The sequence below is a fragment of the Mesorhizobium album genome, from assembly GCF_033977205.1.
GTDB lineage: Bacteria > Pseudomonadota > Alphaproteobacteria > Rhizobiales > Rhizobiaceae > Mesorhizobium > Mesorhizobium album.
Genome location: NZ_JAVIIW010000023.1, coordinates 70,518 through 88,559 on the forward strand (window position 1 = coordinate 70,518; position 18,042 = coordinate 88,559).

The following is an 18,042-nucleotide window of genomic DNA, read 5'->3' on the forward strand; positions in this document are numbered from 1 at the left end:
CGACATGCTTTCCCCTGACAACCGGAAAATCGCCCCTGCCCTTCCACTGGAGCCATCCGACCTGACAATCGGCGACCTGCTCGATGCGCTGGCCGACCACAAGGACAAGCCGCTGGTGTTCCGCTATGACGGACGGCCGGTGAAGCCGGGCTACCACGTGACGGAGGTCAAGGCGGGGCAGTTCTCGGCGCTGGATTGCGGGGCAAACCCCGAATCCTGGTCGGAAATCTTCGTGCAGCTATGGGACGTCGACGAAGGCGGACCGGTCCACATGCCGGCCGGCAAGTTCGCTGCCATCATCCGCAAGGTTGCCGATCACGTGGCGCTCGACCGGTCCGCCAGGCTGACATTCGAAGTCAGCGACGGGATCCGGCCGATGGGGCTTCACCGGGCAACGCAGCCGACACTGGTCGGCGATGCCGTCGAGGTCGAGCTGTCGCCGCGGCCTGCAAGCTGCAAGCCGCGCGATCGATGGCTGGAAGAACAGAAGGCGGCGAGCGCATCCTGTTGTTCGCCCGGGATCGGCAAAGCCTGCTGTGGCTGAAATTTCGTCGTGCTCTTCGAACTCAATTGAATTTATAGCTGAAGCCGAATTGGACGGAGTCCGTCCGCAGCGCGTGGCGTTGTTCCCCAAAGATCGGGGACACTTGGGCTACCGCTTTGCCATAGTCGGCATGGCGGTATTCGACCCGCACCGACCAGTCCCTTGCAAGGGCGTACTCAAGACCGGCGCCAACGATGACTCCGGTGCGGGTTTCGGAAAATGAGAACTTGGTGAGAGGTGGCAACTCGGCCATCCAATAGTCAAATTTCGCCACGCTGACGCCGGCAGTGCCGTATAGCAGCATCCGATCGAAGGCAGCCCCCACCCGCGCCCGTGCCGAGCCTTGCCAACGCGAGGTCGCCGAGCCCCCGAACGCGGGCAAGCCACCCACCGTCTGGCTGGAAGCCTCGGCGTTCGAAAGACCCCAATCGACTTCGACGCCGATCACGAAAGGCGCGTCGATCTGCCAGTTGTAGCCCAGATGCAATCCACCGGTCACGCCGCCGCCGGAGTATGCGGTGGGGCCGAAAAAGGAGTTTCCGGGACTGCCGATATCCCAGTGTCCGGATGGCCCAAGCCAGCCTATGTCACCTCCGACATAGGCGCCGCTCCAGTCGAAAGCCTCCGGTGCGGCCTGGACGTCGGCCGCCAGGGCCGCCGACCGACCGGCAAGCGTTGCCAGCGCGCAAACGAACGCCACGCCCGAGATGAAATTTCCATGTCGCATAGAATATGTCCCCGCAGGATTTCAGAAATGACGCGACAATAGGCGACGAACCGGCGGCGGGCTTGGAACCCACACGACCGCGCCTTGGACCGGACGCGACCGGAGCTCGATGGTTGACGGAACTGTTGCGTCCGGGTGACAGGCCGAGATTCAGCGAGCGGCAAGCGCCGCCTGCCGCACGTCGGTCGGCGTCGCCCCAAAGCGGTGGCGGAAGCGGCGGTTGAAATAGGAGATGTCGGCGAAGCCGGCGTCGTAGGCGATAGCGCCCACCTCGACAGCCGCCAGGCGTGGGTCGCAGAGCGCCCGGTGGACGCTGAGCAGGCGCAGCTCGAGAAGGTAGTCGGCGAAGCTGGTTCCCTGCCCTCGGAGAAGCTTCCGGACATAGTCTGGCGTAACGCCCTGGCGCCTGGCGACATCTTCGGCCGAAAGGCCGGGCAGATGGAGATTGGCGGCGACGTCGCCCTTGATGGCCTTGAGCCGGGCCGCGCGCAGGCCCCGGCCACGGGCGATCTCCACAGCCTCGCCACTGTCGGCCAGCGTCAGCGCCAGGAGGTCCTGGATATGCGCGGCCAGCCCGAGCTGCAGTTCCGGCGATGCGAGAGCGCCGGCATTGTTGATCATGCCGGCATAGCCGATGAGAAGGCGAAGCGACTCTCGGCCGGCGTCGATCGAGCTCACCAACAGTCGGTCGAAGCCTGGCGCGATCGAGGCAAGCACCGCCCGTGGCACGTAGAGACTGAGATAGCGACCGGAATCGACCAGCGTGTGGATGGCGGGCTCACTGGTCAGCATCATCACCGCCTGGCCGGGCAGGGTCAGCGCCTCGCGGTTGCGCTGCACCGAGTGGCCGCGCCCGGCAAGCACCGCAATCAGCATGACCATGTCGCCGGCGTTCTTCAGGTGTTGCCGCCTGATCCGGTAATGGGCATTGCTGCGGGCGCCGGTCGACAGGCTGACGCCCGGCAGCGACCGCAAGGTCACCTCGGCTCGGAACGGCTCATCGCCAAACGGCTCGATCTCCAGGTTGAAGAGCTTGTGCCCATAGAATTCGAGCCAGGTGCCCAGCCTGTCGCGCGGCGGCACGCTCATAGTCGACAGATGCAAGGGCGCTCCAGGCGCAATCTTCCCGGTATCTGGCAAGCCCACCCACCCCGCCCCTCGCGGCGACACGAAACGCTGTCTATGTTTCGGCGGGATAGGCCGCCTTGTCAAACGGGTCCGATGATCTTCCCCGCCTCGCCGCGATCGCCGAACCGGCCGAAGCGAAGTAACAACGACGTCCCTGGCTGCCGAGGGGCGCGACCGACCGCCGGCCGGAACAGGTCCTGACCACACGTAATTTAGCGATCCCTTGTATTTCTTGAAAATCAGGATCATGCTCGGACATGCGCAGCGGGTTCGAAAGGGCAAAGGCGTTATGGAATATGCAGTCTGCTACGACCACAGTGGGACCGCGTTGGCGTGGTCGATCTTCCTCGATATCACGGCGTTTTTCCTGATCATGGCAGCATTTGCCGCCGCGCGGCTGATCGCGATATCGCGCGCAGATTCGGTCGAACCGCTTCAGATCGCTTAATAGCCTGAGCGTCGATCCCAGAGCGGTTCACCGTTTCACGGAGACGCCGAACCGCTCTATCTTTTTGACGCAATTCCGGACGGAAAACCGCGCCGCACTTTTCCTGGAATTGCTCTAGTCCTGGCGGGTTCGCCGGCCGGCTTCACCAAACAGCGCCGAGCAGTCGATCTCGTCGCGGAAAAGCGCGTCGGGATCGAAGACCAACCACGCTGCATGCGTGCGCAGGTACTTCAGCCTGGCGTTCTTTTCAGCGCGCACCTTGCGCTCCGCCTCGGCAAGCGCGGCAGGGGACGCCCTATCGGTCTTGTCGGGATGAGACCCCTTCGACATAGCGACATAAAACGCAGCCGCCACATCTGGCGTTCCGTCGGGAATGGCGCGGTCTCCATGCCCGCCCCGGCGACCGAACGCCGCAAGGAACTTTCCATCGGCCGGAATAGTTCCTGGATCAACGGGTGCGAACATGGGAAATGCGTCGCTTCATTTCTTAAAAGGGATGGGTTACCTGATCTCGACGGTCAGCGTCCTTCTTTTGGCGATCGTCAGCTGGTCGAGTGCATCAAAAGACCTTTTGTTGACTGCATGCCTGCTCGCGGGCGCCACGACGTCTATTGTCGGCATGTTTTGCCGTTGGCTGTCCTACGAGATCGAAAAACGACAAGAAGAGAGCGCCAACAAACCCACGATTCGACGATGAAGACACCCACGGCAGACCGTGGCGCAGGTGCTTGGAGACGGGGCCGCCCGGCCCAAATTAATTCCAGTAGCGGAACACCCTGCCCATTCTGTTGGGCATCATGAAAATCTCTTCCGCATGCGAAAACCCGGCATCCCGGCCCATGCCGAGCCATGTGTCGACGGTTTCCGGGAAATCGGCCAGAAGCATGTGCCTTTCCATCGACGCGAATTCCTCGTCGGAAACAGCCGACCATTCATCGCGCAGCAGCGAAAAGCGTGCGAGCCAGGCGGCGCGATCCTCTCCCTCGAACAGCGCCGGCTCCCAGATGGCGAACAGACCCAACCCTCCCAAGGCCCTGTGGGCGTCCCGCATCAGCCTCGCCTTGGCTTCCGCCGGAAGATGATGCAGCGACATGCCGATCCAGATAACGTCGACCGGCTCCGACCATCTCGCCAACGCCTGCGCGAAATCGCTGCAACGCAGCTCGACGGGACAAGGGAGACCGTCGAGCGTTTGAGCCGCGAGCCGAAGCGATGCCTCCGAAAGGTCGATGCCGACATAGCCCCCGATAGCGGTTGTCATCAACATCGCGGCGGAGGCGCTCGCATCTCCGCACGCCACGTCGAGGAACCGGAACGACGCGGGCGCATGCTCGACAAGCAAGCCGCGCAGAACGCGATAGACCTCGCGATGGTACATGAGGTTCGCGCCCACGATCCTGCGGTAGGTCTCGAGCTCCCTATTGAATATGTCCTGCGAGCCGGCTACCTCGTTGTCCGTCGTCACCGGCGCGTTTTCAGTCAACGCACTTGGCATGATGTCCTCCCATGGAACCTCGATGGTGCACGGCTAAGAGGCGCCGCCCGCGGCATGGAGATGCAAGGCGCGGAAGACCGCCGTGTGGCCAGGGGTCGCCACGCCCAACTTCATGCCCAGTTCGTGCATTCGCCCGGACAGCCAGGCGACCTCAATCGGCTTTCCCCTTTCGAGATCGTTGGCCATCGACGACTTTCCGTGCGGAGGCAGAGCGGCCCACCTCGTCATGACACGGTCCTCGAACCCTTCGGCCATCGGATGACCGGCTGCTGCGGCAACTGCCATGCCCTCGTCCCGCAACTGTTCGATGAAAATCCGTGCTTCGGGATTGCTGAGGATCGGACCGATCCCGGAACGCATGAGCGACGTTCCGCCGGAGAAGGCCGCGAGCGTCACGAACTTCTCCCAGAGCACGCCGTCAATATCGGCAACCGGCTTCAGCTCCAGCCCGACAGACCGATCGCAGAGTGTCTGAAGCTCCCCGATGAGAGGATCGCGGTGCCCGCCGACGAAGATATGCGGCAGCCCGCCCGCATGGACGACTTCCCCGGGGCTGCCGATAAATCCGGAAAGGTAGGTAGCCCCGCCGATCACTCTGTCGCCGGGAACATGGCGGCTAAGAATTTCGATGCTGTCGATGCCGTTTTGCAACGTCACGACGCGGGTGTTCCTGGCAATCAGCGGTCCGAGCGACGCTGCGGCCTCCTCGCTGTCGTAGAGCTTGACGACAAAGATCACGAGATCGACGGGACCGATGTCGGCCGGCGCATCGCTTGCGGACACGACAGGCAGAAAGACGTTGCCGGTACCGCTTTGAATTCGCAGGCCGCCTTGGCGCATTGCCGCAAGGTGCGCGCCGCGAGCAATAAAGCTGACGTCGCCTCCCGCCTCAGCGAGCCTCGCCCCGACATAGCCGCCGATGCCGCCCGCTCCCATCATTGCGATCCGCATGCCGTCTCCTCGACGCCAGCTGCCGCCGCCATGGGCCGCGCAACCCGGAACGCGCGAACGACCACAATTTATATTAGCAGGTCCTTTATAAATCGGCCAGCCGGCCAGAGCCGCGCCGGCAGCCCTGGCTGCGCCGGTGTATTCCCGGCTTCGTCCTTATGGATGCATTCCATTCATATTAGCAGGAGCGTATATTTCTTCGTCAGCCGGTGCCCTCTTAGCGAAGTCCCCGTACTAAGTCCCCGCCGGTCAGGCCCGGTGGCCCTTAAATCCCCAAAATCCGCAAGGCCACCGGGCCGCTCCCGTGTCAGGCTCCTCTGCTTTTCGCCAAACTTTTGACTGAAGTCGAACTGCCCAACGTGGAAGTCGCGGCTGCGCCGTTAACCCGTCCCCAGGAGGCCGGACCAAGGTCGGTGTCGCAATCGCCGCGGCTGGCCTATAATCTTTGCCGGCGGCGGGGTGAATCATGCTTATGTTCAGGGAGACATTGAAACGACTTGTGCAAGTCTGGAGCGGGCTGTCCCTGGCCTGGCAGTTCGTGATCGCCGGAGGCATCGGACTTCTGGCCGTGATGCTGGTGGTGGGTCTGTGGGTGACATCGCAGATCCGCCAGGGCGTCATGCACAACTCCGCCACCACCACCGCGCTCTATGTCGACAGCGTGATCGCGCCGCTTTTGCCGGACCTGCGCAAGAACCAGGAGCTGGACTCCACCGTCAAGCGGGCGCTGGACGAGACGCTCGGACAGGGAGCGCTCGGAAAGCGGCTGGTGTCGTTCAAGCTGTGGCGTCGCGACGGCACCGTCCTCTATTCGAAGGATTCCGACCTCATCGGCAGGCGGTTCAAGCCCAACGCCAACCTCGTCGCCGCCTTCGCCGGCAACGTCATGGTCAAATACAACCAGTTGGACGACGAGGAAAACGACAAGGAACGGGCGCTCGGCCTGCCGCTGCTCGAAATCTACAATCCGGTGCGCGAGCCCTGGTCCGGCGACGTTGTTGCCGTCACGGAGTTCTACGAGGTCTCCGACGACTTCGAGGCGAACCTAGGCTCGGCGCTGAAATGGAGCTGGCTGGTCGTGGCGGCCGCCACTGCGGCCTCGCTGGCGTTCCTTTCGGGCATCGTCTTTCGCGGCAGCCGCACCATCGTCACCCAGCGGGCGGCGCTGGAGGCCAAGGTCGCCGAGCTGCAGGCGGCGCTGGCGCAGAACTCGTCGCTGCGCCAGCGCGTGCAGCGCGCCTCGCGCCGCGCCACAGCCATCAACGAGCGCTACCTGAGGCGCATCGGCGCCGACCTGCATGACGGGCCGGCGCAGCTGGTGGCGCTCGCCGCGCTCAGGATGGACAGCCAGGCGCTGGTCGACCCTGCCACGCCGAAACCGCAGCGCGAGGCCGAGATCGCCCATATCCACAAGACGCTCGGCGAGGCGATGCGCGAGATACGCGGCATCTGCAACGGCCTGGTGCTGCCGCAGATCGAGACCCAGGCGGTGGCCGACATATTGCGGCTGGCGGTGGCCGAGCACGAGCGTCGCACGGACACCAAGGTGCTGCTGACGCTGCCCGAGCGCTTGCCGGAACTCGGCACGTCGGAGAAGATCAGCATCTATCGTTTCGTGCAGGAAGGGCTGAACAACGCCTACCGGCACGGCAAGGGCAAGGGCCAGCAGGTGAGGGCCACGATGAAGGGCGGCAAGTTGGTGGTCGAGGTGCAGGACACCGGTCCGGGTTTCGACCCCGTGAGGAGCGAAGGCCTAGGGCTCGCCGGCCTCAGGGAGCGCATCGAAAGCATCGGCGGGCAGTTCGAGACGCTCTCGGGCCCTGGAGGAACGAGACTGGTAATTACATTGTCTGTCGAGGAGCAGCCGTGACCGCACCCATCCGTATCGCTATTGTCGACGACCATCCGCTGTTTCGCGAGGGCGTGGCGCGCAGCCTCGGCGAGATCGGCGGGTTCGAGCTTGTGGGCGAAGGCGCCAGCGCCGAGGACGCCGAAAGGCTGGTTCGCGCCAGCGCGCCCGACATCCTGATGCTCGACATCTCCATGCCGGGCGGCGGCCTCAACGCGCTGGCCAGCATCCTTTCGGCGGCGCCCGAGCAGAAGATCGTCATGCTGACCGTATCCGAGACCAATGCCGACGTGGCCCAGGCTCTGAAGGCGGGCGCGCGCGGCTATGTGCTGAAAGGTGTCGGCTCCAAGTCGCTGGCCGAGATCCTTCGCGATGTCGCCAACGGCCAGAGCTATGTCTCGCCGACGCTTTCGGCCCGGCTGCTGTCCGACCTGCTGCAGCCCACCGGCCGCAAGCCCGACCCGCTCAGCCAGCTCACCGGCCGCGAGGCCGAGATCCTGAGGCTGGTGGCGGAGGGCCTGAGCAACAAGGAGGTCGCCGCCCGGCTGTCGCTGCAGGAAAAGACAGTCAAGCACCACATGACCCGAGTGCTCGCCAAACTCAACGTGCGCAACCGCACCGAAGCGGCGCTGCTGATGCATGAAGCGAAGGACAGGCAGTAGGGATTAGGCAGTTGGGGATAGGGAAAAGGACTCTACTGCCTAATCCCCACTGCCTATTCCCTAAACGCAATCACCCCCGCCTCCGGAAGACGGGGGTGACATGCGAGGGCGGGAAAAGGGGGTAGCTTCTCTCGACCCTCACAGGCTTAGCAGACGGGCCAGATCCTCCTGGGTCGCCAGGCGGTCGATGATGGTGCGGCCTTGTGCATCGGTCATCTCGAAGCGGCCGTTCGCGATCTCCTCCTTCATGCCGTTGCGGTGGACGACGGTGATCTTGTTGCCGTCGACCTCAACCGTATCGCCGGTCGCCGCATTGACATGGCTGGCATTGCGGCCTGGATTGGTGTTGCCCTTGCCGCTGTTGTTGCCGGGGCCGGCGTTGGCGTTGCCGCCTCCGGCGTTGCTGTTGCCTGAGTTGCCGCCACTGCTGTTGCCGCCGTTTCCGCCGCCGTTGCCGCCGGCATTGCCACCGCCGTTGCCATTGCCGGCATGCGCTGTGGCCGCGACGATTTTGGCCGTGCCGTCGATCGTGAATTTGCAGGGCGCGACAACAAGCGCCAGCGCGGCCGTGGCGCGCAGCGTGAGACGAGCAAGCGGTTTGAAGGCGGGTCTGCGCATGCTGTCCTTGTTATGCCGGTCCCGCCTCGGCCCTGCCGAAGTTCCGCTCTCAGCCAGGCCGAGGCGGAACCGGTGTCTTGACCGGGGAAACATTCACGGTTTGGTAAGGCTACGGAAGCGGCCCACGACCCATGCCATGTCCGGTCGGACCTTTTCTGCCGCCACTTCGGGACCAACGTCGCAACCAAAACGCGTCGCGAAAAGCCGATTCACGCGGCACGCTTTGGTCTTTGTTTTGCGCCTGTCGTGTTCCCAAAACCGCTGCCCACTTTTGGGCGACATGCTTGGAGGGAGAAGAAATTCGAACCTGAGACTGCCGCCGCGTTAACCAAATCACTTGGAAATTGGCCGACAATTCTTTAAGACTGTGCCTCGCGAGAACCGCGCGGACGCCCAAACGAGCCGCGGCATGCTGCGGGGCAGTTGTCCTCCGGGGACATAAAGAAGCGCCGTAACATTTTGATTTTGCATATGGATTGTTTCCCCGGGTCTGCGGGGCCATACGCCAAGGGTCCGCTCATTCGGCATCTGTCCCAAGGGCCCATAAAAGTACCCCCGCCAAAAGGCGGGGGCAAGGTGAGCAGCGGGAGTTCCGTCATAAGACGATCAGGACCGAAGAGACGAAGCAAAAGGTGGCAACCTGATTTTGCAGCGCTGGCCTTTGGTCCCTTAAAGATCTAATCCAGATAGAACCTCGCTCTCACAAACTCTTCAGACGATTGAGATCGGCCATTGTAGCCTTGCGCTCGACGATGGTGCGACCGAACTTGTCCTCCATTTTGAAACGTCCGTTCTCAATCTGCTCCTTCATTCCGTTCGGGTGCGTGACCGTTACACTGTTGCCGCTGACCTCGACTTTGTCCCCGGTCAACGCATTCACGTGGTCGTCGACTTCTGTGGCGCTGGCATTTGCGGTGCTGGCGCTGCTTGCGCTGCTGCCCACTCCACCGCTGTTGCTGTTGCTGCTGTTTCCGCCGCTGTTGCTGTTTCCGCTATTGCCGTTCGAGCCGCCGTTTCCGTTGTTTCCGCCGCCGTTACCGCCGCTGTTTCCACCATTTCCGCCGCCGTTGCCGCCGGAACCACCATTTCCGTTTCCACCACCGCCGCCATTGCCGCCGCCGCCTTTGCCGGCATAGGCCTTGGCCACGATAGGACCGTCGATGGAGAGATGAAGAGGCGCGACAACCAAAGCCAGCGCAGTAAGCGCTCGCAAGACATGCCTGCAGCCCATGCGCGCTAAGCGCATCCCATTCTCCCCATGCCAGCCATCCAGCCCTTCGGCCGAACTACCCCACTGGCAATGTCGCAGCATCAGCATCCCCCAATCAGCGTGTCATGGGGAAGTGGCCCACGACCCTTGTCTTGTTTGCTCGGACCTTTTTCATAAAGTCACCAGACCTAAGTCTTATCTCAACCGCCGGATGTGGTCCGGTGCGATCGCGCGCAGCTTCATTTCCCCGCGCGAATCCTTCACTCGAGCGACGGGACCGGCGCACTCGCCGTCACGGCCGCGCCGAAGGCGGCCACGATCACGGCGGCGATGCCGGCCCATTGCAGGACGCTGAGGCTCTCATGCAGGAACAGGAAGCCGATCAGCGCACCGAGCGCCGGCTCCAGGCAGACGAGCATGCCATAGACCTTGGCCGGCATGCGGGTCAGCGCCATCATCTCCAGCCAGAAGGGCAGCGCGCTGGAGAACAGGCCGACGATCGCCGCGCCCGCCATCACATGCGGGTCGGCGAGATAGGGCTGGGCGGCGGAGAAACCGAAAGGCAGCGCAAGTACCGCGGCAATCGCCATGCCATAGGCGGAGGTGCGGGCGCCGAGCTCAGCGCCGGCCTTCTGCGCGAAGACGATGTAGAGCGCCCAGCAGCCGCCGGCGGCAAGGGCCAGCAGCACGCCCGCCGGGTCCAGCCCGCGGCTGACATCGGCGAAGGGCGACAGCAGCACGATGCCGGCGAGCGCCAGCACCACCCAGACGAGGTCGACGAGGCGCCTCGAACCCAGCGTCGCGACCAGCAGCGGGCCGGTAAATTCCAGCGCCACGCAGATGCCCAGCGGAATGCGTTCGAGCGCGGTGTAGAAGAGAAGGTTCATGACCGAGACGGTGACGCCGTAGGCGGCGAGCCAGGGCAGGCCTCTGCGCGACGGCATCACCTTCCAGGGCCTCAGCACCGCTGCCAGCAAGAGGGCGCCGATGAGGAGCCTGAGCATCGTCGTGCCCTGAGCACCGACGATCGGGAACAGGCCCTTGGCGAAAGCCGCGCCCACCTGCACGGAGAGCATGGCGCCGAGCAGTCCGAGGATGGGCAATGCGCCCGCCTGAACCTCGGGTTTTGCGGTTTGCGTCGACGTCACCCTCTCCACCCCCTGCCCTTACGGTCCGAGGCGGAGATAAAGCCTGGCGATCGCGCTGTCGTGAGGCAGCCTGGCCCGGATGGTGGGACAGGCGCCCATCACGCCGCCGTCTGATTTGCTGCGCCGCACAAAGGGTTGAAATTCAAGGCTCTTTTCGCTGAACTGCCGAAGCATCGACGTTACGAATGCGTTATTCTTTCAATACCTCGAAATACCCGCTATGGTTGCCGGTATATTTCTTCAGCATCCTCCGCGGCAGATACTCTCGGAAATCAGACCAACTGCCCATGAATATATAGGACCATTGGATAGACCCGCGAGTCGTTAAATTAGTCAACTGCGACATACAACCGTCTACATCACGCCTTTATTTCAAATTCGTAAGGATTTTGTGTTGCGCTGCAACATCGGCCGCGACAATCGTTGGCCGGGGGCGTGCTCGGTGGAGGATGCCATTACATTGACCTGGACTGGCGTACCGCTGGCCGGAATTGGCGCCGTCGCCCCGGACGGGAATTCGTCAACAGGCCAAGCCGATCGATTTTGCGCGTCCAGCACCGGGTTTTGCGGCGGACGTGGCGGAAACCGCTGATGGCGAACGCGCGCGACATCCAACTGGACACGCTGCGGGCTGTCGCGGTGACGCTGGTGCTTTACGCGCATTTCCTGGCGCCCGGCGGCTCGTCCTTCCTCGGCCATCTCGGCGTGCGGCTGTTCTTCGTGCTCTCGGGCTTCCTGATCACGCGCCTTTTGCTGGAGGCGCGCGACACCGCCGAATTCGAGGCCGGACCGGCGCTGCGCTCCTTCTATGCCAGGCGGATGATCCGCATCTTCCCGCCTTATTTCGCGGTGCTGGCCCTCGTCTGGCTCACCGATCTGGAGCAATCCAGATCCTCGCTCGCCTGGCATGCGCTCTACCTCTCGAACTTCTGGTATGCGCAGCGCAACGAATGGACGCCTTGGTTGCTCTGCCATTTCTGGAGCCTCAGCATCGAGGAGCAGTTCTATCTTGCCTGGCCGCTGATCGTGCTCCTGGCGCCGCGCAGGCGCATCGAGGCGATCACCATCGGCGTCATTGCCTTCTCGCTCGCCTACCGCTTCTACTGGCCGATCGCCGCCGACCCGGCGCTGGCGCGAGACCTTTTGCCGCCGGCCTCGATGGATGCGCTTGCCTGCGGCGCCCTGCTTGCCGTCCGCCGCGCGAGAGGCGCCGACATCCCGCGCTGGATGCGGCTCGCCGCGCCGGTTTTCGCTGCGGTTTTCCTGCTCGTCGTCTGGTCGGATCCTGGGCCGGCGAGCTCGGCCTGGGAGTGGCCGCGCTGGCTCCTGGTGCAGGTGCTGCCGCCGGTGCCGCTGGTGACGGTCGTCGCCGCCTGCTCGAACGGCCTTGGCGGCGCGCTCGGCAGGCTGGCCGAACTGCCGCCGCTGCTCTTCCTCGGCCGCATCAGCTACGGCGTCTATCTCTACCACCCGATCCTGCTGGCCTATGCCGTCAAGGCGCAGCCGTGGCTCCCGCTCAACGTCTCGCAACAGGGGCCGGGCCGATTCCTGGTCGCCGGCGCCGCCACGCTGATTGCGGCCTCGCTCTCCTGGGTATTTTTCGAGAAGCCGCTCAACAGCCTCAAGCGCTATTTCCCTTATGTCGCACGGCCGCGCTCACGCGCGCCGGGCGAAGCCCGCCTGTTCGGCGCCGCCCCGGCGCTCGACCTGCAGCGAACGGAGGCGAGGCGATGATGGCGACCGCCGCTCCCTTCATCTCCGTGCTGCTGCCGGTCTACAATGCCGAGCCCTACATCGCCGCCGCGATCGGATCGATCCTGCGGCAGGATTACGGCCGGCTGGAAGTCATCGCCATCGACGATGGGTCGACCGACAGGTCGCTGCAGCTCCTCGAACGCTGCCGCCGCGACGACAGCCGCGTCTCCATCATCTCGCGCGAGAATCGCGGCCTCGTCGCCTCGCTCAACGAGGGGCTTGCGGCCGCGCGAGGCGAGCTCGTCGCGCGCATGGACGCCGACGATTTCGCCTATCCCTGGCGGCTGTCGCGCCAGGTGGCGCTGTTTGCCGCGCGGCCCGAGCTCGGCTTCTGCGGCTCGGTCGTCGATATGCTGCAGCACGGCCGCATCGCCCGGGGCAGGCTCGATCCGGTGTTCCGCCTCGACCTCCCCGTGCTGTCGAAATTCTTCACGATCTTCATGCACCCGACAGTGGTCTACAACCGCCGGGTCATCGACGACGCCGACCTCCATTACGACGCCGGCTACCGGCATGCCGAGGATTTCGACCTCTTCCGGCGGCTCGCCGACCGCTATCCGGCGGCCATGATCGAGGAGAGCCTGCTCGTCTACCGCGTCCATTCCGGCAGCGTAACCAGCCGGCACATCGGCGAGATGCGGCGCACGCATCTGAGGATCGTCGGCGAGAATCTCGAGCGCACGGGCCTGGCTGAGGACAGCGCGGACCTGCGCGCTATCGGCGAGACGGTCACCCTCGACACCGTGGCCCGGGCGGCAGCCTTCATCCGCGCGCTGGAGCAGCGGATCGCCGTGCTGCCCGCGGCGGGGCGGCCGAGCTTCGAGGCCGGCGCGCTCAACCTCTTCTATTTCCTCTACCAGCTCGTCAACGACGAGGAGCAACCGGCTTTGACGCATGAGCTTTTGACGCTTGCCGCGAAATGGAACGTCATCCGCCGCCGCGAGCAATATGCGCTGCGCCCCGGCGCCTGGGCGCCCTGGCTGAGCCAGGTCTCAATGTGGGCGGGCAAGCGCGCCGACCGGATGGCCTACCGCTTCAAATCCACGCCGGCAGCGGCGGTGCTGGCGCGCTATCGGATGGGGGCGGCATGAGCGGGTTGGGCTTGCAGGGTGGCAACGACGAACGTCGGCGGGACAGCACCCCCCTTTGTCCTGCCGGACATCTCCTCCGCAAGGGGGGAGATTGTCAGCCTCGTCGACGGCACCCACTCGTTCAACGCTGGAGATTGGCGAAAGCCGAGATGACGTCCAATCTCCCCCCTTGCGGGGGAGATGTCCGGCAGGACAGAGGGGGGTGGGAAGGATCGCGGCGCATCGAATTTATCCGCCGGGCTGACGTAGCCGCAGAGGCCCCGCCATGAACGCCGAGCGCCATCCGCCGTTGTGGCACCCGGCCCTCCCGGCCCCTCCCTGGCCCAGGCAGCGGCCGCAGGTCTCCTTCATCGTCTGCACGCGCGACCGTGCGGCGGTGCTTGAAGCCTGCATCGATTCGATCCGCGCCGCCTGCCGGGCGCATCCCGCCTTTGCCGCGGAGCTGGTGGTGGTCGACAACGGCTCGCGCGACGGCACGGCGAAATACCTCTCACGGATCGCCGCGACGTCCGACGTTGCGCTGACCGCGATCTCGGAGCCGCGTCCCGGACTGGCGGCGGCGCGCAATGCGGGACTGGCGCAGGCGCGCGGGCGCGTGCTGGTCTTCGTCGACGACGACTGCAGGCTCGACCGCAACTACCTCGTCGACCTCGAGCGGCACTATGCGAGCGGCGAGAGATGGCTGATCCGCGGCGGCCGTGTCGAGATCGGCGACGCGCGCGACCTGCCCTTCACCATCAAGCGCTGCGACAAGCGCGAGCGGCTGACGCCGTCGGTGCATCCGGGTGGATTCGTGCTCGGCTGCAACATGACCATGCATCGCGACGTCGCCGCTCGTATCGGCCCCTTCGACGAACGCTTCGGCGCCGGCGGGCCGCTGCGCTCGGCCGAGGATACCGACTATCTGGTGCGCGCCATGCTTGCCGGCATGGCGGTAGAATATGTGCCCGACATGACGATCTTCCATCACCACGGCAGGCGCGGCCGCAAGGCAATCGACCGGCTGCACCGCGACTATCATTTCGGCAACGGCGCGCTCTGCCTGAAGCACATCCGCCGCGCACCCTGGCTGCTGCGCCATTTCTACTGGGCGACGCGGGGGGCACTGCGCGAGCTCGTCGGCGGTCCGCGCTTCGACCAGGAGCTCAGGCTGTCGCACTGGCCGATCGTGCTGATGAATCTCGCGGGCGCGGCGAAGTTCGCGCTTCTGCCGCTCACCGGACGGCCGCAACAGCGGCCGCTACCGGCCAAGGAAACCGCCGAGGCCAGCGCGGAGGCCGGCGCGCGATGACTCGGCCCAAGGCCCCAGCCCTGCCGATGCTGCGGCGCGCGCTCGGCCGCCGCCAGCTCGGCCTGCTGCCGGTCGTCGTCGCGCTCGGACTTGCAAGTGCGGCGCTCGAAGGTTTCGGCATCGGGCTCATCATCCCGCTGCTCGGCATCATCATGGGGCATGGCGAGCCGACCGGCATGGCCGGCCTCTCCGCCTTGCTGCAGAAGGTCGGCGCCGGGCTCGGCGAGCGCGAGCGGCTGATCGCCATCTCGGCCGCGATCCTCGGCTCGATCCTGCTGAAAAACCTGCTTGCCTTCGCCAATTCGGTGCTGACCGCCCATATCTACGGCAAGGCCAGCCAGACGATCCGCGGTGCGCTCGCGGCGCGGCTGCTCGAGGTCGGCTATCCCTTCTTCCTGAAGGAGAGCCCGGGGCGGCTGCTCAACATCATCTCCAACGAATCCTGGCGGGCGTCGGACGCCATCCAGGGGATGCTCGGCGCCGTCGTCAGCGCTTCGGCGGCGCTGATCCTGCTTGCGTTCCTGCTGCTCCTCTCCTGGCAGATGACGCTCTTGGTGATGCTGGGACTGGCGCTCGTGCAAGTCGCGCATATGGCGCTGTCGGCGCATCTGAGGGCGCCCAGCCGCAGCGTCGCGGCGCGCAACAGCGCGCTCGCCTCGCAGATGCTGCATCTGGTGCATGCCGGGCGTCTCATCCGCATCTTCGGCCAGGAAGCGCGCGAGAAGGCGGCGTTCGAGAAGGCGTCGGACAGCGTGCGGCGGGCGGCCTTCCTGCTCTCCAGCCGCCAGGGCGCGCTGGCGCCGCTGACGGAAGTGCTGCACGCCATGCTGTTCCTGGCGGTGGTGATCGGCGCCTGGCTTGCAGGCTTGAGCTTCCCGCTGGTCGCGGCCTTCCTCATCCTGCTCTACCGCCTGCAGCCGCATGTGAGAGCCCTGCAGATGACCTGGAGCCAGTTGCAGGGGCTTTCCGGCTCGCTGGAAGAAGTGACGTGGCTGCTCGACCCCGAAGGCAAGCCCGCGCCACCCGAAGGCAGCCGCCCCTTCGCCGCTTTAAGCGAAAAGATCGCCTTCGAGGGCGTGAGCTTCAGCTATGCCAATGAGGAGCAGCGCGCGGCGGTGCTCAATGCCGTGAGCTTCGATATCCGGAGCGGCCGCTCGACGGCGCTGATCGGCCGCTCCGGCGCCGGCAAGACGACGATCGTCAACCTGCTCTGCCGCTTCGTCGAGCCGGATGGCGGCAGGATCCTCGTCGATGGCGCGCCGCTCGGCGAGATCGACCCGGCCGAATGGCGCCACCACATCGCCTTGGCCAGCCAGGAGCTGGAGCTGGTGGACGGCACGATCCTCGACAACATCACCTACGGCAAGGACACCGCCAGCGCGGAAGAGGCGCGCCGCGCGGCCGAGCTCGCCGAGGCGCACACCTTCATCGAGACGCTGCCGCAGGGCTACGCAACCGTCGTCGGCTATCGCGGCGTCAATTTGTCGGCCGGGCAAAGGCAGCGCATCGCGCTCGCCCGCGCGCTGCTGCGCGACCCGGATATCCTCATCCTCGACGAGGCCACCAACGCGGTCGACGGGCTTTCGGAGGCGGCGATCGTGGAGACGCTGAAATCGCGCGCCGGCCGCCGCACGACGATCGTCATCAGCCACCACCACTCGACGATCTCGTTCTGCGACGACCTGGTGATCCTGGAGCATGGCAGGGTGAAGAAGCAAGCGGCGTTCGCGGAACTGGCGGCGCGCAGCATGGATGAGCTGTATCAGCCGGAGTGAGGGGGTGGATCGCGGCGTATCTCCTTCGTCATCCTAGGGCGGAGCAAGGAGCGAAGCGACGCGCGCAGACCCCAGGATCCATGCCGTGACGCTAAGGCGTTGCAACGGTTCAGAATTCTGACTCGTCGCGTTCCAGGGCGAGGGTCACGGCATGGATCCTCGGGTCAAGCCGGTCAAGCCCGAGGATGACGAAGCGGTGGGGAGCCGGAGGGCCGAGCCCGCCGGCGTCAGGTCATATTCACCCCGCCATCGCCAGCGGCACGGCGCTCTTGTTGGGGATCTGAATGTCGATCTCCAGCGTCGACATCGTCGCGCCGCGGTCCATCGAGACCTGGAGGTAGTCCTGGTCGATCTGCACATGCTTGGCGATGACGGCCATGATCTCCTCGCGCAGGATGGAGACGAGGTCGGGCTGGCCGCGGCTCTGGCGCTCATAGGCGAGCAGCAGTTGCAGCCGCTCGCGCGCGACAGGGGCGCTGGTGCGCCGCTTGAAGAGGTCGAGAATGCTCATGCCGCCCTCCTTCCGAGAAGCCGTTCGAGGAAACCCTTGCGCTCGAAGGGGACGACCACCGGCAGGTCCTCGCCTTCCAGGCGTCTTGCCGCTTCGAGGTAAGCCTTGGCGGCAGCGTTGATCGGCTCCGACAGCGTGACCGGCGAGCCGAGGTTCGAGGCGCGCAGCACATCCTGGCTTTCCGGGATGATGCCGAGCAGCGGCGTGGACAGGATCTCCAGCACGTCGTCGATCGACAGCATTTCGCCGCGCGAGGCGCGCGCCGCGTCATAGCGCGTGACCAGCACGTGCTTCTGGATCAGCTCGCCCTGCTCCGCCTTCATGGTGCGGGCGTCGAGCAGGCCGATGATGCGGTCGGAGTCGCGCACCGAGCTCACTTCCGGATTGGTGACGATGACCGCCTCGTCGGCGAAGCGCATGGCGAGCTGGGCGCCGCGCTCGATGCCGGCCGGGCTGTCGCAGAAGACATAGTCGAACACCGAGCGCAGCCGCGCGATGACTTCGGCCACGCCCTCCTCGGTCAGCGCGTCCTTGTCGCGCGTCTGCGAGGCGGGGAGCAGGTAAAGCGTCTCCAGCCGCTTGTCGCGGATCAGCGCCTGCGAGAGCTTCGCAGTGCCCTGGATGACGTTGACGAGGTCGAACACCACGCGGCGCTCGGCGCCCATGATGAGGTCGAGGTTCCTGAGGCCGACGTCGAAATCGACCAGCGCCACCTTCTTGCCGGTCTTGGCCACGGCAGCGCCGAGCGCGGCCGTCGAGGTCGTCTTGCCGACGCCCCCCTTGCCCGAGGTGACCACGACTACCTTGCCCATATATCCAGCCTCCATTGGCGTTTTTAT

The 18,042-nt window shown here is 65.1% G+C and carries 19 protein-coding genes; 9 read left to right on the plus strand and 10 right to left on the minus strand.

Annotated features, from left to right (window positions below; genetic code table 11):
• Positions 1 to 4 precede the first annotated feature (4 nt).
• Positions 5 to 544 carry a DUF6428 family protein gene (locus RFN28_RS19940; RefSeq protein WP_320289029.1) on the plus strand — a complete coding sequence of 180 codons (540 nt, stop codon included), beginning with the start codon at positions 5 to 7 and terminating at the stop codon, positions 542 to 544.
• 22 nt (positions 545 to 566) lie between these two features.
• Here RFN28_RS19940 and RFN28_RS19945 read toward each other — a convergent pair whose 3' ends face one another.
• Both RFN28_RS19945 and RFN28_RS19950 read right to left on the minus strand, forming a co-directional pair.
• A complete protein-coding gene (locus RFN28_RS19945; protein ID WP_320289030.1) occupies positions 567 to 1,271 on the minus strand; it encodes an outer membrane protein in 705 nt (234 codons plus the stop codon).
• A gap of 150 nt (positions 1,272 to 1,421) precedes the next feature.
• A complete protein-coding gene (locus tag RFN28_RS19950; RefSeq protein WP_320289031.1) occupies positions 1,422 to 2,375 on the minus strand; it encodes a helix-turn-helix domain-containing protein in 954 nt (317 codons plus the stop codon).
• A 271-nt stretch (positions 2,376 to 2,646) separates the two neighbouring features.
• Between RFN28_RS19950 and RFN28_RS19955 the strand changes: the two genes are divergently transcribed.
• On the plus strand, positions 2,647 to 2,847 hold the full coding sequence (locus tag RFN28_RS19955; RefSeq protein WP_320289032.1) for a hypothetical protein: 201 nt from the start codon (positions 2,647 to 2,649) through the stop codon (positions 2,845 to 2,847).
• A gap of 114 nt (positions 2,848 to 2,961) precedes the next feature.
• On the opposite strand, the gene RFN28_RS19960 is transcribed toward RFN28_RS19955, so the two are convergent.
• A complete protein-coding gene (locus RFN28_RS19960; protein WP_320289033.1) occupies positions 2,962 to 3,201 on the minus strand; it encodes a hypothetical protein in 240 nt (79 codons plus the stop codon).
• Between the two features lie 109 nt (positions 3,202 to 3,310).
• On the opposite strand from RFN28_RS19960, the gene RFN28_RS19965 reads away from it, so the two are divergent.
• Positions 3,311 to 3,544 (plus strand): hypothetical protein, encoded by a 234-nt coding sequence (locus RFN28_RS19965; protein WP_320289034.1) that lies wholly within the window; start codon positions 3,311 to 3,313, stop codon positions 3,542 to 3,544.
• 57 nt (positions 3,545 to 3,601) lie between these two features.
• On the opposite strand, the gene RFN28_RS19970 is transcribed toward RFN28_RS19965, so the two are convergent.
• Together RFN28_RS19970 and RFN28_RS19975 are read right to left on the minus strand one after the other, a co-directional pair.
• Entirely contained in the window at positions 3,602 to 4,342 is a 741-nt protein-coding gene (locus RFN28_RS19970) for a class I SAM-dependent methyltransferase (protein WP_320289035.1), read from the minus strand.
• Positions 4,343 to 4,375: 33 nt separating this feature from the next.
• Positions 4,376 to 5,278 (minus strand): ketopantoate reductase family protein, encoded by a 903-nt coding sequence (locus tag RFN28_RS19975; RefSeq protein ID WP_320289036.1) that lies wholly within the window; start codon positions 5,276 to 5,278, stop codon positions 4,376 to 4,378.
• Between the two features lie 487 nt (positions 5,279 to 5,765).
• On the opposite strand from RFN28_RS19975, the gene RFN28_RS19980 reads away from it, so the two are divergent.
• Together RFN28_RS19980 and RFN28_RS19985 are read left to right on the plus strand one after the other, a co-directional pair.
• The gene (locus RFN28_RS19980; protein ID WP_320289070.1) at positions 5,766 to 7,163 is read left to right on the plus strand and encodes a sensor histidine kinase; all 1,398 of its coding nucleotides are present in this window, start codon (positions 5,766 to 5,768) and stop codon (positions 7,161 to 7,163) included.
• Entirely contained in the window at positions 7,160 to 7,804 is a 645-nt protein-coding gene (locus RFN28_RS19985; RefSeq protein ID WP_320289037.1) for a response regulator, read from the plus strand. Before RFN28_RS19980 ends, RFN28_RS19985 begins: the two co-directional genes overlap by 4 nt.
• A gap of 138 nt (positions 7,805 to 7,942) precedes the next feature.
• On the opposite strand, the gene RFN28_RS19990 is transcribed toward RFN28_RS19985, so the two are convergent.
• The 3 genes from RFN28_RS19990 to RFN28_RS20000 form a co-directional block, all read right to left on the minus strand.
• Positions 7,943 to 8,422, minus strand: a complete 480-nt coding sequence (locus RFN28_RS19990) for a hypothetical protein (RefSeq protein WP_320289038.1) — start codon at positions 8,420 to 8,422, stop codon at positions 7,943 to 7,945.
• Positions 8,423 to 9,122: 700 nt separating this feature from the next.
• On the minus strand, positions 9,123 to 9,740 hold the full coding sequence (locus tag RFN28_RS19995; protein ID WP_320289039.1) for a hypothetical protein: 618 nt from the start codon (positions 9,738 to 9,740) through the stop codon (positions 9,123 to 9,125).
• A 152-nt stretch (positions 9,741 to 9,892) separates the two neighbouring features.
• Positions 9,893 to 10,735 carry an EamA family transporter gene (locus RFN28_RS20000; protein ID WP_320289040.1) on the minus strand — a complete coding sequence of 281 codons (843 nt, stop codon included), beginning with the start codon at positions 10,733 to 10,735 and terminating at the stop codon, positions 9,893 to 9,895.
• Positions 10,736 to 11,371: 636 nt separating this feature from the next.
• Here RFN28_RS20000 and RFN28_RS20005 point away from each other — a divergent pair.
• From RFN28_RS20005 to RFN28_RS20020, 4 genes are all read left to right on the plus strand, one after another.
• On the plus strand, positions 11,372 to 12,514 hold the full coding sequence (locus RFN28_RS20005; RefSeq protein WP_320289041.1) for an acyltransferase family protein: 1,143 nt from the start codon (positions 11,372 to 11,374) through the stop codon (positions 12,512 to 12,514).
• Complete coding sequence (locus RFN28_RS20010) at positions 12,511 to 13,626, plus strand: glycosyltransferase family 2 protein (protein ID WP_320289042.1); 1,116 nt, start codon at positions 12,511 to 12,513, stop codon at positions 13,624 to 13,626. The genes RFN28_RS20005 and RFN28_RS20010 overlap by 4 nt, the downstream gene beginning before the upstream one ends.
• A 265-nt stretch (positions 13,627 to 13,891) precedes the next feature.
• The gene (locus tag RFN28_RS20015; RefSeq protein ID WP_320289043.1) at positions 13,892 to 14,917 is read left to right on the plus strand and encodes a glycosyltransferase family 2 protein; all 1,026 of its coding nucleotides are present in this window, start codon (positions 13,892 to 13,894) and stop codon (positions 14,915 to 14,917) included.
• Entirely contained in the window at positions 14,914 to 16,692 is a 1,779-nt protein-coding gene (locus RFN28_RS20020; protein ID WP_320289044.1) for an ABC transporter ATP-binding protein, read from the plus strand. The genes RFN28_RS20015 and RFN28_RS20020 overlap by 4 nt, the downstream gene beginning before the upstream one ends.
• Positions 16,693 to 16,930: 238 nt before the next feature.
• Here RFN28_RS20020 and minE read toward each other — a convergent pair whose 3' ends face one another.
• Entirely contained in the window at positions 16,931 to 17,203 is a 273-nt protein-coding gene (minE, locus tag RFN28_RS20025; protein WP_040973218.1) for a cell division topological specificity factor MinE, read from the minus strand.
• Positions 17,200 to 18,015, minus strand: coding sequence for a septum site-determining protein MinD (gene minD / locus RFN28_RS20030; RefSeq protein WP_040973219.1), 816 nt, complete (start codon positions 18,013 to 18,015; stop codon positions 17,200 to 17,202). The genes minE and minD overlap by 4 nt, the downstream gene beginning before the upstream one ends.
• Positions 18,016 to 18,042: the final 27 nt, after the last annotated feature.

Coding starts and splice junctions, on each gene's coding strand:
- minD (WP_040973219.1), bottom strand. CDS start 18,015: ATGGGCAAGGTAGTCGTGGTCACCTCGGGCAAGGGGGGCGTCGGCAAG.
- RFN28_RS19975 (WP_320289036.1), bottom strand. CDS start 5,278: ATGGGAGCGGGCGGCATCGGCGGCTATGTCGGGGCGAGGCTCGCTGAG.
- RFN28_RS19990 (WP_320289038.1), bottom strand. CDS start 8,422: ATGCGCAGACCCGCCTTCAAACCGCTTGCTCGTCTCACGCTGCGCGCC.
- RFN28_RS19945 (WP_320289030.1), bottom strand. CDS start 1,271: ATGCGACATGGAAATTTCATCTCGGGCGTGGCGTTCGTTTGCGCGCTG.
- RFN28_RS20020 (WP_320289044.1), top strand. CDS start 14,914: ATGACTCGGCCCAAGGCCCCAGCCCTGCCGATGCTGCGGCGCGCGCTC.
- RFN28_RS20005 (WP_320289041.1), top strand. CDS start 11,372: ATGGCGAACGCGCGCGACATCCAACTGGACACGCTGCGGGCTGTCGCG.
- RFN28_RS19965 (WP_320289034.1), top strand. CDS start 3,311: ATGGGAAATGCGTCGCTTCATTTCTTAAAAGGGATGGGTTACCTGATC.
- RFN28_RS19980 (WP_320289070.1), top strand. CDS start 5,766: ATGTTCAGGGAGACATTGAAACGACTTGTGCAAGTCTGGAGCGGGCTG.
- RFN28_RS19955 (WP_320289032.1), top strand. CDS start 2,647: ATGCTCGGACATGCGCAGCGGGTTCGAAAGGGCAAAGGCGTTATGGAA.
- RFN28_RS20015 (WP_320289043.1), top strand. CDS start 13,892: ATGAACGCCGAGCGCCATCCGCCGTTGTGGCACCCGGCCCTCCCGGCC.
- RFN28_RS20010 (WP_320289042.1), top strand. CDS start 12,511: ATGATGGCGACCGCCGCTCCCTTCATCTCCGTGCTGCTGCCGGTCTAC.
- RFN28_RS19940 (WP_320289029.1), top strand. CDS start 5: ATGCTTTCCCCTGACAACCGGAAAATCGCCCCTGCCCTTCCACTGGAG.
- RFN28_RS19995 (WP_320289039.1), bottom strand. CDS start 9,740: ATGCTGATGCTGCGACATTGCCAGTGGGGTAGTTCGGCCGAAGGGCTG.
- RFN28_RS19970 (WP_320289035.1), bottom strand. CDS start 4,342: ATGCCAAGTGCGTTGACTGAAAACGCGCCGGTGACGACGGACAACGAG.
- minE (WP_040973218.1), bottom strand. CDS start 17,203: ATGAGCATTCTCGACCTCTTCAAGCGGCGCACCAGCGCCCCTGTCGCG.